A 15602-nucleotide genomic window follows, 5' to 3' on the forward strand; every position below is an offset into this window, starting at 1 on the left:
AGGGACGTCGCGCTCAGCGAACCACTGGCGCCTGTCAGGTGAGCCCAGCGCCGCCACCATCTCCGGTTGGGCGTAGGTAGACAGTCGTGATGCCGGGGGGAGCCGACGGAAGGCCCAGGCGTGCACGCCCCCCGCTCCGCGGTTACCTTCGGGCCGCCATGTCCCTTCGCAAGGATTACATCGAGCGGCTCATCGAGGAGTTCGCCGCCGCGCTGGCCCGCATCATCAAGGCGCGCCGGGAGAAGAAGCTCGCGGACGCCCAGCGCCTCATCCAGGAGACGGCGCTGTCCGCGCTGGGCATGGAGTACGCCGCGCTGCTGATGGCGGACCCGGTGTCCACCGCGCGACTGCTGGGCTCCCCCACGCGCGTGAAGGTGCTCGCGCGCCTGGTCGCCGAGGACGGAGAGTTGATCGCCGAGCAGGGCGACACCGCCACGGCCACTTCCCGCATTCACTACGCGCTCGCGCTGTACGACGAAGTCCAGGCCCTGGGCCTCACGCTGGATTCCGATGACACGGCCACCCTCGCCCGGCTGCGCGGCCTGCTGGCGGCGCCTGACGCCCGCTGAACGCAATCCCTCACATCCGTCCGGGAGATGGGTCCGCTACCTGACAGAATGAGCGCCGGGATGTCTTCCATTGGGCGTGTCTGAAGGCACCCCTGGGGACCCCTGGGTTGCATGTCAGTCCATTCCCCTGGTTACAATGGCAGGCCATTTCTTCACGCCAGACACCTGGGGGGTGTGCGTGTCCTTCATCCAGCTTCCGCGGAGCGTCGTCTCGTGCCGTAACCTCGTTGGAGGAAGCTGGCAGGTGCCGCCCGGTGCGGCGCACCTCGATGTCCGGAGCCCCTATACGGGCTCCGTCATTGGCAGAGTTCCCCTGACGCCCGCATCCGGAGTCGCCCAGGCGGTGGAGGCCGCGAAGGCGGCGGCGGCGTCCTGGAAGGACACCTCGCTGCGGGAGCGCACGCAGTACCTGTATCGCTTCCGCCAGTTCCTCGAGCGCGACCTGGACGCCCTGGCCCAACTGGCCGCCAGCGAGGCGGGGAAGACGGTGGCGGAGGCCCGCGCGGGCCTGCTCAAGGGCATGGAGGTCTGCGACTTCGCGCTGTCCCTCCAGAACTTCGACACGGGCGCGCACCTGGAGGTCAGCCGCGGCATCTCCTGTGAGTACCGCCGCGAGCCGCTGGGCGTCGTCGCCGGAATCACTCCGTTCAACTTCCCGGCCATGGTGCCGATGTGGATGTTCCCCATCGCCGTGACGCTGGGCAACGCCTTCATCCTCAAGCCGTCGGAGAAGGTGCCGCTGACCGCGTGCGCGCTGGGCGAGCTCATGTGCGAGGCCGGCTACCCCGCGGGCGTCTTCTCCGTCGTGCACGGCGGCAAGGAGGCGGTGGACGCGCTGGTGGCGCACCCGGACGTGCAGGCGGTGGGCTTCGTCGGCTCGTCCGCGGTGGCGCGCCACCTGTACGCGGAGGGCTGCAAGCGCGGCAAGCGCGTGCTGGCGCTGGGCAGCGCGAAGAACCACCTCATCGTCGTGCCGGACGCGGACCCGGAGCTGACGCCGCAGGCGGTGGTGGACTCGTTCACCGGCTGCGCGGGCCAGCGCTGCATGGCGGCCAGCGTGCTGCTCGCGGTGGGCAACGTGGAGCCCCTTCTCCAGGAAGTCGTCCGCCGCGCGGCGAAGCTGGAATTGGGCTCCGGCATGGGCGCGCTCATTGACCGGGGCTCGCTGGACCGCTTGGAGACGGCCATTGCCCGCGCGGAGGCCGAGGGCGCGCGGGTGCTGCTGGACGGCCGTGGCCACAAGCCGCAGGGCGAGCCGTGGTCCGGCGGCAACTGGCTGGGTCCCACGCTGCTGGACGGCGTGCGTCCGGAGATGGAGGCCGCGAGGCGCGAGCTGTTCGGCCCGGTGCTCTCCATCGTCCGGGTGCCCACGCTGTCCGCGGCGCTGGCGGTGGAGAACGCGTCGCCCTACGGCAACGCGGCGTCCATCTTCACCACGAACGGTGGGGTGGCGCAGACGGTGGTGGAGGGCGTGCGCGCCGGCATGGTGGGCGTCAACGTGGGCGTCCCTGTCCCGCGTGAGCCGTTCTCCTTCGGTGGCACGGGGGATTCGCGCTTCGGGCACGGGGACATCACCGGGCCGTCCAGCCTCGACTTCTGGACGCAGGTGAAGAAGGTCACCCGCAAGTGGTCGGCCCGGACCGACGGCTCGTGGATGAGCTGAAGCGCGCCCCACGACGCGAAGCACCACCCCCCGCACCCCGACTTTGCTCCCGCGCCCGCAAGGAGGGCGCTCCCATGGCCGAGAAAAAGAATCTCAATCACATCCGCCTCACTTCCCACCCGGATGGCGACGTCCCCAGCGTCCCCATCCGCTGGGGAGACGGCGAGCCGACGCGGCGCGGCCCCGTCGTCGCCACGCTGACGGAAGCCGGGCACCGCAACGTCATCGGCACGCATGCCGGCGCGTATGCCGTGTACCGCGCGCTGGCCGTGGCCGCGGGCATGCTGCCGCAGGACCACCGGGCCGACCTGAAGAACACCGCGCCCGCCGCGCAGGTGGGGCCGCATCCGTCGTGGAGCGACCCGCAGCGCATCGTCTCGCTGGACCCGTGGGGCGCCATCGCGCCGCAGGCGTTCCGGCCCTTCGCGGAGCAGGGCATCGACTTCCGGCCGACCATCGCCGTCACCAAGGCGCACATCAACTTCCCCGAGGTGCGCGACGCCATCGATGCCGGGCGCTTGACGCCGGACGGGGACCTGCTGCGCGACAACGGCGACATCAAGGTGACGAAGGCCGCGGTGGACCCGGTGTGGTACCTGCCGGGCATCGCGAAGCGCTTCGGCATGACGGAGAGCGCGCTGCGCCGCGGCCTCTTCGAGCAGACGGGCGGCATGTTCCCGGAGCTGATTACGCGCCCGGACCTGCACGTCTTCCTGCCGCCCATTGGCGGGCTGACGCTGTACGTCTTCGGCGGCATCGAGACGCTGGCGGACCGGGACGTGCCGCTGACGGCGCGCGTGCATGACGAGTGCAACGGCTCCGACGTGTTCGGCAGCGACATCTGCACCTGCCGGCCCTACCTGGCGCACGGCATCGAGGAGTGCGTGCGCACGGCGCAGGCGGGCGGCGCGGGGCTCATCGTCTACCTGCGCAAGGAAGGCCGGGCGCTGGGCGAGGTGACGAAGTTCCTCGTGTACAACGCGCGCAAGCGGCAGGAGGGCGGCGACTCCGCGGCCACCTACTTCCAGCGCACCGAGTGCGTGGCTGGCGTGCAGGACATGCGCTTCCAGGAGCTGATGCCGGATGTGCTGCACTGGCTGGGCATCACCCGCATCCACCGCTTCGTATCGATGAGCGACATGAAGCACGACGCGATTACGCGCTCAGGCATCGAAATCCTGGAGCGCGTCCCCATCCCCGACGAGCTCATCCCCGCCGACGCCAAGGTGGAGATGGAGGCGAAGAAGGCCGCGGGTTACTTCACGCAAGGGCCTGTGGCGGACGCGGCGGGGCTTGCGCAGGTGAAGGGGCGGGACCTCGATGTCTGATTCCTCCTTGGCCAGGTCGGACCTGTCTCCCGCGGTGGCGTGGCTGCGCACGCCGTCCGCCATCCGCGAGCGATGCCACCAGTTGTTGGACCTGGGGCTGGCGGGCAAGCTGGAGCACTTCCGTGTCGAGCCGTCGCGGCTGCCCATCGTCGTGGACACGGTGCTGCACGTGACGCGCGAGCACTACCCCACGCTGGACGTGCCGCTGCACAGCCGCTGGCGCCACTTCGACGTGGGCGGCGTGGCGCGGTTGGCGGAGCTGGAGGCGCGGCTGAAGGACGCCTCGCTTCAAGAGCGGGCGCGCGCGAAGCTGGACCTGGTGGTGGTGAGCGTGCTGCTGGACGCGGGCAGTGGCCCGCAGTGGCGCTACCAGGAGGCCGGCGGGAAGACGTGGGCGCGCTCCGAGGGGCTGGCCGTGGCCAGCTTCCGCATGTTCATGGAGGGGCGCTTCTCGTCGGACCCGGACCGGCCGCTGCGCGTGGACGCGGAGGCGCTGGGGCGGCTCACGCGCGAGGCGCTCGCGCAGGGCATGCAGGTGACGGATGCCAACCCGGTGGATGGGCTGGAGGGCCGGCTGCACCTGCTGCACGGGCTGGCGAAGGTGCTGCCTCGGCCAGGGGCGCTGCTGGACATCATCACCGCGCAGCAGCGCAGCGTGCGCGCCTCGGAGCTGCTGGGGCTGGTGTTGGAGGTGCTGGGCCCCATCTGGCCGGGCCGGGTGATGGTGGACGCGGTGAACCTGGGCGACGTGTGGCCACATCCCGCGCTGGGGTCGGTGGAGAGCCTGGAGGCGCTGGTGCCCTTCCACAAGCTGTCGCAGTGGCTGACGTATTCCCTGGTGGAGCCACTGTCCGAGGCGGGTGTGGTGGTGACGGAGCTGGATGGCCTCACCGGCCTGCCCGAGTACCGCAACGGTGGCCTGCTGGTGGACCTGGGCGTGCTGTCTCCCCGGGAGCCGCGCCTCTTCACGCAGTCCTTCCACCCGGGTGACGAGCCCATCGTGGAGTGGCGCGCGCTGACGGTGGCGCTGCTGGACCGGGTGGCGGCGCTGGTGCGCGGCCGGCTGGGCCTGAGCGCGGAGGAGCTGCCGCTGGGGAAGGTGCTCCAGGGCGGCACGTGGACCGCGGGCCGGCGCGTGGCGGCGGAGCGGCGTCCCGGGGGTGGGCCGCCCATCCGCGTGGACAGTGACGGCACGGTGTTCTGACGGGAGGACGCAATGGAGTTTCCGAACTGCACGGTGGTGGACCACCCGCTGGTGAAGCACAAGCTCACGCAGATGCGCCGGGTGGAGACGAGCACCGCCTCCTTCCGGGCGCTGCTCCAGGAAATCTCGCTGCTGCTCGCCTATGAGGCGCTGAGAGACCTCAAGGTGCGCGAGGAAGAAATCCAGACGCCCATGGCGCGCACGGTGGCGCCAGTGCTGGATGGCAAGAAGCTGGTGTTGGTGGCCATCATGCGCGCGGGGCAGGGCATCCTCGACGGGATGTTGCAGTTGGTGCCCTCCGCGCGCGTGGGGCACATCGGCCTGTACCGGGACCCGGAGACGCTGTCGCCGGTGGAGTACTACTACCGCGTGCCCGGCCAGCTCGCGGACCGGGACGTGGTGGTGTGTGACCCGATGCTCGCCACGGGGAACTCGGCGGTGGCCGCGCTCCAGCGGCTGAAGAAGAGCAAGCCCGGCTCATTGCGCTTCGTCTGTCTGCTGGCGTGCCCGGAGGGCCTGGCGAATCTGCGCGAGCACCACCCGGACGTCCACGTCTACACCGCGGCCATCGACGAGCGGCTGGACGAGCACGGCTACATCCACCCGGGCCTGGGCGACGCGGGCGACCGGCTCTTCGGGACCAAGTAGCGCGGTGGAGGAGATACCCCTCACCCGGCAACGGTGACTTGGCGCGCGGCCGTGTCCGGGACAGGATGCGCGCCGCGGACGGGGCCGGCGCAATCGGTTGGGGTGCAGTGATGCAAGGAATGCTTGTTCGCGCCCGGCGCATGATGACCTGGCTGGGCTGCGCCAGTGTGCTGGGACTGTCGGGAATCGCCCAGGCGGGGGCGGAGCCGTGCGCGTGCTCCACGTCGAACCAGAGCGTCGTCTCCGAGGTGCCGTGCCTCATCTTCCGCGCGTCCGTCAGTTGCGGGCTGAGCAACGTGCGCAACGCCTGTGCGCAGACGGTGACGCTGGTCGACTGGCCGTTGTCGGGCTGTTCGGACAGTGTGTGCACCCAGGCGCTCGCGCCAGGTGACGAGGCGGGCTTCATCTTCGGCAGGGAGGAGTCTGAGAGCGAGCGCTTCGTCGAGCAGTCCTACACGGTGCAGGTGGACGGCGTGGACCAGCGGCTCGCCATCAGCGCGGAGGTGACGTGCAGGGACGTCCGCGATTCCGATGGCTGTGCAGCGGCGCCGGGTGCGCTGGGCGCGGCGGGGGTGGCGCTGCTGGTGGGCGCGGTGGCTCGCCGGCGCCGTGGCGCTTGAGCGCAGGCCCTGAGCGGCACGGTCCGCCAGCTCCCGGGGGGCCTTCCAGGGATGCCGGGTGTCTGGACTAGGGTGGAGGCGTGTCCGCCTCCGTCCTGCTGCTGTTGCCCCTGCTTTGTGCCTCCGCCCCCACGCGCGTGGAGCTGGTGTTCGGTGGGGATGTGATTCCCCATGGCGAGGTGAAGGAGGTCGCGAGGCTGCACGCCCGCACCGGGGCGCCGCCACCGGACGGAGGCCGGGCGCCCTCGCTCAACCATGAGGGCTGGGACCACGTCTTCGGGCCCATCGCGGACGTGCTGCGCACGGCGGACGTGGGCGTCGTGAATCTGGAGACGCCCGTCACCGACAACAAGAAGGCGGTCGCGCGGGAGCTCTTGTTCAACGCGCCGTCGGCCATGGTGCACGCGCTGGCCTCGGCCGGGGTGAAGGTGGTCTCCACCGCGAACAACCACGCGAGGGACCAGCACCCCGCGGGCATGTTGGAGACGCTGCGGCACCTGGACGCGGCGGGCATCCGCCATACGGGCACGGGCGCGACGAAGGATGCCGCGTGGGAGCCCGCCTTCGTGGAGGTGCGCGGCGTGAAGGTGGGGTTCCTGTCCTTCACACGCATGCTGAATGGCTTCAGCAATCCGAAGGATGCGCAGGCGCCGCACGTCGCGCTGGTGCCCTATGCGGGGCACGAAGCGCACCGGGGGATTCAGCCCGAACAGGTCGTGGAAGCCGTGCGCGCCGCGGCGGCGCGGTGTGACGCGCTCATCGTGCTGGCGCACTGGGGGACGGAGTACAAAGGGGAGCCACGGCCCGAGGACCGCGAGCTGGGACGCGCACTGCTGGACGCGGGGGCGAGGGCGGTCATCGGACACCATCCGCACGTGCTCCAGCCGCTGGAGTCGTACCAGACGGTGGATGGGCGCAAGGGGCTCATCGCTTACTCGCTGGGCAACCTGGTGGCGAACCAGGACCGCTTCTACCGGCACGAGGCGGGGGCGAAGAGCTCGGGGGGCGACCGGCGGGACTCGATGTTGCTGCGGCTGTCGCTCGTGCGGCCCATGCCCGGTGTGTCGGTGGCCCTGGAGGAAGTGGCGGTGCTGCCGGTGTGGATTGAGAACAACGCGGTGGGGCGGGCGCGAAATGAGTCGCGGAACATCCAGCCAGTGCTCATCGACCGGGAGGTGGAGGAGGTGACGGCGCGGCTGGCGTTGCTGGCGGCGCGCCCCGCGCCTCTGGACAAGGAGACTCGCGCGCAGAAGGCCTTGCTGGAGCGGCGGCTGGAAGGCTCCAAGCACCGGCGTGAGCGCATTCTCCGGATGTTGCCGGAAGGGTTCGCGGTGGCGTCCCCCGAGTTGCGTTGGCGTGGGACGGAGACTGTGCCTCCAGGGCGGTTGGCCTCACAGCCGTGATGGCAAAGGCACACGTGGGTGTGCCGAAGTTCATCCTTGCTGTGAGATGTCCATGGTCTTTCAATTGGGCGGACTTTGGGGTGAGTCGGCTTCTGAGCAAGTCACACCGGGGGTTGGGGTAGAGTGCACCCTATGCGTCAATCCGCCATCCTCCTCCTGCCTCTGTTGTTGCTGGCCTGCAAGAAGGACTCGAAAGAGCCGGACACGAAGCAGGCCGCGGTTCACGTCAAGATTGGCCACCACCCGAAATTCAGTAAGGGCTGCATCACGGTGGAGGCCCATGGTGGCACCGGTGAGACGGAGCGGGCGGAATTCAAGGAGTCCCAGTTCGACTCCAACGACCCGGTGTTGAACGTCGCCGTCTTCCGGAAGGCGGACTGGGCGCGGGACGTCGAAATCACCGTCAAGGTTTTCGAGAAGGGGTGCGCGGAGGAGCAGTTGGTGGATGAGCGGAAGCGGACCTTCAGCTTCGCCTCCGCGGGCCGGCAGGAGTGGTTGCTCGAGAACCTGCACACCGCTGACGAGGACGGTGACGGCTTCGTCCCACCGGGTGGTCCGATGAACCGGGGGACGGACTGCAATGACCTGCGGGAGGCGGCTTACCCTGGCGCGCCGGAGCTCTGTAACGGCCTGGATGACAACTGCGACGGCCAGATGGAAACGGGTGCCGTCAACAAGACCTGGTACCTGGACGGCGACCGCGATGGCTTCGGACGCAAGGGGCCCGGGACGGAGGCCTGTGATCCGCCGAGTGAACTTTATGTCGATGTGACGGGGGATTGTGACGACGAGCGGGCCGACGTTCATCCGACCGCCGAGGAAAAGTGCAACGACTCGGATGACAACTGCGACGGGCGCGCCGACGAGTTGTTCACGGAGGGGCCGGGTGCACTGGGGACGGCGTGCACGGAGTTCTGCAACGGGGCGTATGCCTGCAACGACACGCAGACGGGGACGGTCTGCGTCGGCACGCATCCGACGCTGCTCTACGCGGACGCGGACAGCGATGGGGAGGGCGAGAAGGACGGCGCGTCGGTGGGCGAACTGTGTCCTGGCGCGCCGCTGCCTTCGATGATGGCGGCGAACACGCTGGACTGTGATGACGCTGACCCCGACACGAACACCCAGGCGACGGAGGTCTGCGACGGGCTGGACAACGACTGCGACGGGCAGGTGGATGAGGAGATGTCCTGCGGCGTGCTGAAGAAGGTGGAAGCCCCCGCGTTGGCAGGGGGCAATTGGAGGACGGTGGCCGTGCACCCGAGTGGTTACCCGGTGTGGGTGGCGGGATTGGATGGCAGGCTGGCGGTGAAGATGGACGCGACTTCAGCGTTCGTGAGTCACAGCGGGGATACGGCGACCCGGTGTGGGCCGGCCGGAAACACGCTGGATTGGCACGCGGCGTGGGTCAATCCCAATAATAGTTATCTTATCGTGGTCGGCGAAGACGGTTGGATTGGCGAGCACAACGGCGGCTCCTGTTCCCCAGCCCAGAGCAACCTCCCTGGCAACAGCGATTACTTCTCCAGTGTCGTTGGAGTAGGAAACCCAGCTCAAGTATTCGCAGTCTCCACCTTGGGCCAGTTGTATGAGTGGACAGGCGCGGCCCAGCGCCACGACTCATCCGGCCGGTACTGGGGGCTCCATGCGAACGGCAATGATTCGCTGTATGCAGTGGGCTCGACAGGAGAGTCGTCACCGCTGACGCCGGTGGTGAATCTCTACACCCGCACCACCACTCCCGCCTGGGGCACTCCAACCGCGTACAACCTCCCGGAGATCGCAGGTTACAACGGCGGCTTGCGAGCGGTGTGGGCTGCGAGCGCGGAGCACATCTACGCGGTGGGTGACGGCGGCTTGGTGGTGAAAGGCAATGGCCAGTCGAGGGACTGGGAGCGGGTGCCCCCGCCTGCGGGACCCGTGCTCAACTACGTCAGTGTGGCTGCCCCACCGGAGATAATGAATGCCTACATCATTGGAAACGAAGGTAGCGTAGGACGGTTGCAGCGGTTGACCCCTTACGGTTGGGCCAAGGCTCCATCCTTCGCTACGGGCGAGCCAAGCGTGCCGCTCCGCGATATCGCGATGACCTCGGAGAGCAACTTCTGGATCGTCGGCGACGACGGAAACGTCTACCACTTCCCGGAGCCGTAACCCTCCACTCAGCCATAGGTTGATGGGTTGGAGTTGGCAGGGTTTTGCCCAGGCTGTCTGTCTAGCCTAGTGTCCAGGCATGCTTGTTGCCATGACCTGGAGGCGGTGCCTGTCGCTCGCCGCATGCATATGGATTGTCATTCCAGCGCATGCGGCCAGAGCTGATGGCGATTTTGAGCGTCATGTCGCGGAGGCCGTGCGCCTCTATGATGAACTCGAATACGAGCGTGCCCTCGAGCAACTGGATCGTGCCCGAGGGAGCCTCCGAGGCTCGCGCGATCGAGTGACGTTTGCGTTGCATCGCGGCATCATCAGCGCGGACCTCGGGCGGTGGCAGGTGGCGCGTGACGAGTTCCGCTCAGCCCTCCTGCTGGAGCCAGATGCTCGCCTTCCCTTGCGCGTTTCCCCCAAGGTCTCACGGGAGTTCGAGGCCCAGCGTGCGCTCGCGAAGGCTGAGCTGGCGCGTAGGCGAAAGGACTCGCCCACGCGTGAAGCGGTGCGCGTCGAGCAGCCCGAGGTGGAAACGGAGTCGATTGCGGACGCCTCTTCAGCGCTGCCCGCCGCGCTGACGCCTACCGAACAGGCCACGGCCTCGAGCCCAGTGGAGGTCCAAGCCAGGACAGCAACGTCGAGCGCTTCCTGGCGGCGCATCGGGGGGCGGCAAGTGCCGCTTGCCAGTCTGGTGCTGCTGGGCGCTGGCATCGCGGCAACCGGTACGGGAACCGTCTTCGGCGTCTCTTCTCGAGGACATATCTCGGACGCTCGGGAGGCAAGGTTCCACGAACAGCTCGTGGAGCGTCACGGCCGTGCGCAGCGCAGCGCGAGAACGGCCAACGTCCTCTTTGGTACGGCCGGGGTTGCGGCGGCGGGCGCCCTGGTGACCTGGCTCCTGTTGGGAGAGCGGGACGAGGCTGTCACGCAGCAAGGGGGAGCACGATGATGCGCTGGAGCATGGCCTTGCTGCTGCTGTTCACCGCGTGCTCCGTCCCGAGCCTGGAGGAACTCCAAGGGGAACGTCCCCTGGCATGTGATGCGCGGCATGCCTGTGGGGCGGGACAGGTATGTGTTTTTGGTGCCTGTCAGGAGAGTCCCTGTGGCTCAACCACGCCGACGGTGGCATATGCGGATGCGGATGGGGACGGCTTCGCAGCGGTGAATGCGCCTTCGCGCGTGTTCTGTGGCGCCGTTCCGGCTGGCTATTCCACAACCCTGGGAGACTGCGATGACGCGCGCGCGGAGGCCTATCCTGGCGCGCCGGAACTTTGTAACGGCCTGGATGACAACTGCGACGGCCAGATTGAAACGGGGGTCGTCAACAAGGTCTGGTACCTGGACAAGGACCGCGATGGCTTTGGACTCAATGGGCCCGGCACGGAGGCCTGTGACCCGCCGAGTGAACTTCATGTCGAGGTGACGGGGGATTGTAACGACGCGCGGGCCGACATCCATCCAAACGCTGTGGAGGCGTGCAACGGCCTGGATGACAACTGCGACGGGCGCGCCGACGAGCTGTTCACGGAGGGGCCGGGGGCGTTGGGGACGGCGTGCACGGAGTTCTGCAACGGGACGTATGCCTGCAACGACGCGCAGACGGGGACTGTCTGCGTCGGCACGCCTCCGACGCCGCTCTACGCGGACGCGGACAGCGACGGAGAGGGCGAGAAGGACAGCGCGCCGGTGGGCGAGCTGTGTCCTGGCGCGCCGCTGCCTTCGATGATGGCGGCGAACACGCTGGACTGTGATGATGCTGACCCTGGCACGAACACCCAGGCGACGGAGGTCTGCGACGGGCTGGACAACGACTGCGACGGGCAGGTGGATGAGGAGATGTCCTGCGGCTCGCTGAAGAGGGTGGTGGACCCCGTGCTTGCAGGGGGCAATTGGAGGACGGTGGCCGTGCACCCGAGTGGTTACCCGGTGTGGGTGGCGGGATTGGGTGGCAGGCTGGCGGTGAAGATGGACGCGACTTCGGCGTTCGTGAGTCACGACGGGGATACGGCGACGCGGTGTGGGCCGGCCGGAAACACGCTGGACTGGCACGCGGCGTGGGTCAATCCCAATAATAGTTATGTCCTCGTGGTCGGTGAAGACGGCTGGATGGCCGAGCACAACGGAGGCTCCTGTTCCTCATTTCAGAGCAACCTCCCTGGCAACAGCGATTACTTCTCCAGTGTCGTTGGAGTAGGAAATCCAGTTCAAGTCTTCGCAGTCTCCACCTTGGGCCAGTTGTATGAGTGGACAGGCGCTGCCCAGCGCCACGACTCGCCCGGTCGGTACTGGGGGCTCCATGCATTCGGTCAGGATGCGCTGTATGCAGTGGGCTCGACAGGAGAGTCGTCACCGCTGACGCCGGTGGTGAATCTCTACACCCGCACCACCACTCCCGCCTGGGGCATTCCAGCCGCGTACAACCTCCAGGGGATCGCAGGTTACAACGGCGGCCTGCGGGCGGTGTGGGCTGCGAGCGCGGAGCACATCTACGCGGTGGGTGACGGCGGCTTGGTGGTGAAAGGCAGTGGCCAGTCGAGGGACTGGGAGCGGGTGCTCCCGCCTGCGGGACCCGTGCTCAACTACGTCAGTGTGGCCGCCCCGCCCGGGACCATGAATGCCTACGTCATTGGCAACGAGGGCAATGCAGGACGGCTACAGCGGCTGACCCCACACGGATGGGCCAAGGCTCCAGCCTTCGCTACGGGCGAGCCAAGCGTGCAGCTCCGCGACATCGCCATGACCTCCTCAAGCAACTTCTGGATCGTCGGCGATGACGGAAACGTCTACCACTTCCCGGAGCTGTCTGCCTCCGCACAGCCATAGATTGATGGGGTGGTGTCTGTCTAAACTAAGCTCCAGGCATGCTTGTTGCCATGAACTGGAGGTGGTGCCTGTCTCTTGCCGCATGCCTGTCGGTTGTCATTCCAGCGCATGCGGCCAGAGCCAGTAGCGAATTTGAACGACATGTCGCGGAGGCCGTGCGCCTCTATGACGATCTTGAGTACGTGCTTGCGCTGCACACGGGCATCATCGCGGACCTGGGGCGGTATCAGTTTGGCTCATGATGATTGCCAGTCAGTATTCCTGCTTGAGCCCGTACGCACCTTCCTCAGCACGTTTCTTCCGATGCAGTGTGGGAAGTGGAGCAGCGTGGCTGAGTTCGACGAAGTGCGATGATGGCCGATGTTCTGGGTAGCTGCGCAGGTCGCGCGGAGCAACAGGTCCTCAGGGCCTGGTTTCCCGTGGAAGAGGTCGACACGTCGCCATGCAGTAGGGAGAGGCAAGATGATGCGCTGGAGCGTGGCACTGATGGTGTTATTCACGGCATGCCAGGATGAACGTCCAAAGCCCTGCAGTGAGGTGATTCCCTGCGAGGAGGGATGGGTCTGTCTTTCAGCCGTGTGTGAGAGGAGCCCCTGCGGTACGGGAACTCCGCTGGTGGCATATGAGGATTCGGACGGGGACGGGTATGCAGCGGACGATGCGGAACCGCGCATGGTTTGTGATGTTGTTCCGGCCGGGTTCGCCACGGTGCGAGGCGACTGCGATGATAGGCAGTCTGGAATCCATCCAGGCGCCGAGGAGAAGTGTAACTATCGGGATGACAACTGTGATGGTCGCGCTGACGAGACGTTTAGGGAGGGGCCGTACGCCCTTGGTACTCGCTGCGGGAATGTATGTCCTGGGGTGATGGTTTGCTTTCGTTCAGAGATGTCAGTGGTGTGCGAGGCTCCTCGTGCGACGTTCTATTATGAGGATGCGGACGGCGATGGCATGGCCAAGAAGGATGGAAGGCTGGTTGCGACGGTATGTCCAGGAGAGACGCCGCCGCCGTTCTCGTCGCCGACCGGGATGGACTGCGATGACAACGACAGCGCCACGAACCCCCGAGCCACCGAGGTCTGCGATGGCCTCGATAACGACTGCGATGGGCAGGTGGATGAACTGATGTCCTGCGGCTCGTTGCGAGGGGTCTCGGACGCGGCGCTGACAGGACGCCAGTGGAGGGCGGTAGCGGTGCACCCGAGCGGCTACCCGGTGTGGGTCGCGGGACTGGAGGGAACGCTGGCGGTGAAGATGTCTGCGGAGGCGCCGTTCGTGAGCCACGACGCCGATACGGCAACCGGATGTGGCCCCCCGGGAAACTCCCTGAATTGGCATGCAGCCTGGGTCAACCCTGGCAACGGTGCTGTCGTCATCGCGGGCCAGGGCGGCTGGCTTGCCGAGCACAACGGGGACTCGTGCGTCAGGGCCCAACAAATCAACCTTCCCGAAGCCAGCGACGACTTCGCGGGCATCGTGGGCGTGGGAGAGCCGCTTCAGATATTCGTTAGCTCTACTGGGGGAGCGCTTTACGAGTGGAAGGCTGACCCGCTGCATCATGATTCGCCGGGCAAGTATTGGGGGCTCCACGCGCTGGGGGCGGATGCCTTGTATGCCGTGGGCTCGATGGAGGAATCGGCACCAATGACGCCGATGGTGAATCTCCACACCCGCCAGGGAGGGAGTGCGCCGATAGCGCAGACCCTTCAGGGAACGGCGGACTATGAAGGGAGCTTGCGTGCGGTGTGGGCCGCGAGCACGACCCTCATCTACGCGGTGGGCGACGGCGGCTTGGTGGTGAAAGGAAGTTCGCAATCGAGGGACTGGGAGCGGGTGCTTCCGCCTGCGGGACCCGCGGTCAATTACGTCAGTGTTGCCGTGCCGCCGGGAACCGAAACTGCCTATGTCATGGGCAATGACGGCAACAGGGGACGACTGCACCGGCTGACTCCGCACGGCTGGGCCAAGGCTCCAGCCTTCGCTCCAAGCGCGCCAAACGTGCCCCTCCGCGACATCGCCATGAGCTCCGCCGAGAACTTCTGGATCGTCGGCGACGACGGACACGTCTACCACTTCCCGGAGCCGTAGCCCTCAGCCTCCGCCCCGTCCCTCAGGCCCTGAGGGCGGGGCGCGGTCCTCGCGAGTCAGCTCCCGCAGGGCCACGATTTTTTCCAGCAGCGGCCCTCCGTGTTTCATCCGGGCAATCCGCTGTGACGGATAGATGCCCCGGTGCCCCGTGAGCAGGTACGCCACCGTGGCCACAATCGCCACGTGGGGCAATACATTCGCCCCCAGCAGCTCCACGGCCATGATGGACAGCGCCAGCGGCGTGTTCGCCGCGGCCGCGAACAGGGCCGCCATGCCCACCGCCGCGCCCAAATCCAACGGCAGGCCCAACAGCCGCGCCAGGACGTTGCCCAGCGACGCGCCGATGAAGAACAGCGGCGTCACCTCGCCGCCGAGGAATCCCGCGGCCAGCGTCACCACCGTGAAGGCAAGCTTCCACGCGAACGCCGACATGGGCAGCGCCGGGTCCTCGAAGGCCCGCTGGATGCCCGGTACCCCCAGGCCCAGGTAGTCATCCGTACCGGCCAGCAGCCACAGCAGCAGCACCGCCAGACCGCCCAGCGCCATTCGCAGCGGCAACACCTGCACGCGCTGCTCCAGCAGCTTCTTCAGCCGGTGCATCAACTCCACGAACACCGTCGCCACCACGGCCACCGCCACCGCGAACACCAGCCACTTCGCCAACACCACCACCGTCAGCGGCAGCGCCCCCGGCGCCGGATACGGCGTGTGGTGGATGCCCAGCCCCCGCGTCACCATGTCTCCCACCACGGAGGCCACCAGCGCGGGAAGCAGGGCCTCGTAGCCCATGCGCCCCACCACCACGACCTCCAGCCCGAACACCGCCCCCGCCACAGGCGTGCCGAACACCGAACCGAACCCACCCGCGATGCCCGCGGCCAGCAGTTCGCGGCGCGTGTCCGGGCCCACCCGGAAGCGCCGCGCCACCAGGTCCGCCAGACTGCCGCCCATCTGCACCGCGGTGCCCTCGCGGCCCGCGCTGCCGCCGAACAGGTGCGTCAGCACCGTCCCCACCAGCACCATGGGGGCCATGCGCACCGGCACCTGCGCGTCGCTCGCGTGCACCGTGTCCAGCACCAGGTTGTTGCCCCCGCGCATGGGCCCACCCCAC

At 67.7% G+C, this 15602-nt stretch carries 13 protein-coding genes and 1 pseudogene; 13 read left to right on the plus strand and 1 reads right to left on the minus strand.

Annotated features, from left to right (window positions below; all coding sequences use genetic code 11):
• Nucleotides 1-158: 158 nt before the first annotated feature.
• From FL344_RS12035 to FL344_RS12085, 13 genes and pseudogenes are all read left to right on the plus strand, one after another.
• Nucleotides 159-569 (plus strand): hypothetical protein, encoded by a 411-nt coding sequence (locus tag FL344_RS12035; RefSeq protein ID WP_141618617.1) that lies wholly within the window; start codon nt 159-161, stop codon nt 567-569.
• Nucleotides 570-705: 136 nt separating this feature from the next.
• Nucleotides 706-2232 (plus strand): CoA-acylating methylmalonate-semialdehyde dehydrogenase, encoded by a 1527-nt coding sequence (locus FL344_RS12040; protein ID WP_141618618.1) that lies wholly within the window; start codon nt 706-708, stop codon nt 2230-2232.
• Between the two features lie 74 nt (nt 2233-2306).
• Entirely contained in the window at nt 2307-3560 is a 1254-nt protein-coding gene (locus FL344_RS12045; protein WP_141588357.1) for a GTP cyclohydrolase II, read from the plus strand.
• Nucleotides 3553-4764 carry a DUF1688 family protein gene (locus FL344_RS12050; RefSeq protein WP_141618619.1) on the plus strand — a complete coding sequence of 404 codons (1212 nt, stop codon included), beginning with the start codon at nt 3553-3555 and terminating at the stop codon, nt 4762-4764. Before FL344_RS12045 ends, FL344_RS12050 begins: the two co-directional genes overlap by 8 nt.
• A gap of 12 nt (nt 4765-4776) precedes the next feature.
• On the plus strand, nt 4777-5412 hold the full coding sequence (upp, locus tag FL344_RS12055; RefSeq protein WP_141588359.1) for a uracil phosphoribosyltransferase: 636 nt from the start codon (nt 4777-4779) through the stop codon (nt 5410-5412).
• 140 nt (nt 5413-5552) lie between these two features.
• On the plus strand, nt 5553-6032 hold the full coding sequence (locus FL344_RS12060) for an MXAN_0125 family MYXO-CTERM protein (RefSeq protein ID WP_141588478.1): 480 nt from the start codon (nt 5553-5555) through the stop codon (nt 6030-6032).
• 80 nt (nt 6033-6112) lie between these two features.
• A complete protein-coding gene (locus tag FL344_RS12065) occupies nt 6113-7435 on the plus strand; it encodes a CapA family protein (RefSeq protein WP_141618620.1) in 1323 nt (440 codons plus the stop codon).
• Between the two features lie 132 nt (nt 7436-7567).
• On the plus strand, nt 7568-9589 hold the full coding sequence (locus tag FL344_RS12070; protein ID WP_228564968.1) for a putative metal-binding motif-containing protein: 2022 nt from the start codon (nt 7568-7570) through the stop codon (nt 9587-9589).
• 91 nt (nt 9590-9680) lie between these two features.
• Nucleotides 9681-10529, plus strand: a complete 849-nt coding sequence (locus FL344_RS12075) for a hypothetical protein (RefSeq protein WP_228564969.1) — start codon at nt 9681-9683, stop codon at nt 10527-10529.
• Nucleotides 10526-12403, plus strand: a complete 1878-nt coding sequence (locus tag FL344_RS12080) for a putative metal-binding motif-containing protein (RefSeq protein WP_141618623.1) — start codon at nt 10526-10528, stop codon at nt 12401-12403. Before FL344_RS12075 ends, FL344_RS12080 begins: the two co-directional genes overlap by 4 nt.
• Before the next feature lie 50 nt (nt 12404-12453).
• Complete coding sequence (locus FL344_RS38475; RefSeq protein WP_228564971.1) at nt 12454-12645, plus strand: hypothetical protein; 192 nt, start codon at nt 12454-12456, stop codon at nt 12643-12645.
• Between the two features lie 430 nt (nt 12646-13075).
• Nucleotides 13076-13198 (plus strand): annotated as a pseudogene (locus FL344_RS39005) (putative metal-binding motif-containing protein); the annotation flags it as partial.
• A 156-nt stretch (nt 13199-13354) separates the two neighbouring features.
• The gene (locus FL344_RS12085) at nt 13355-14491 is read left to right on the plus strand and encodes a MopE-related protein (protein ID WP_228564972.1); all 1137 of its coding nucleotides are present in this window, start codon (nt 13355-13357) and stop codon (nt 14489-14491) included.
• Between the two features lie 3 nt (nt 14492-14494).
• Here the strand turns inward: FL344_RS12085 and FL344_RS12090 are convergent.
• A partial coding sequence (locus tag FL344_RS12090; protein WP_141618625.1) for a chloride channel protein occupies nt 14495-15602 on the minus strand: 1108 nt, incomplete at its 5' end.

Source organism: Myxococcus sp. AB036A, from assembly GCF_006547355.1.
GTDB classification, from domain to species: Bacteria; Myxococcota; Myxococcia; order Myxococcales; family Myxococcaceae; genus Myxococcus; species Myxococcus virescens.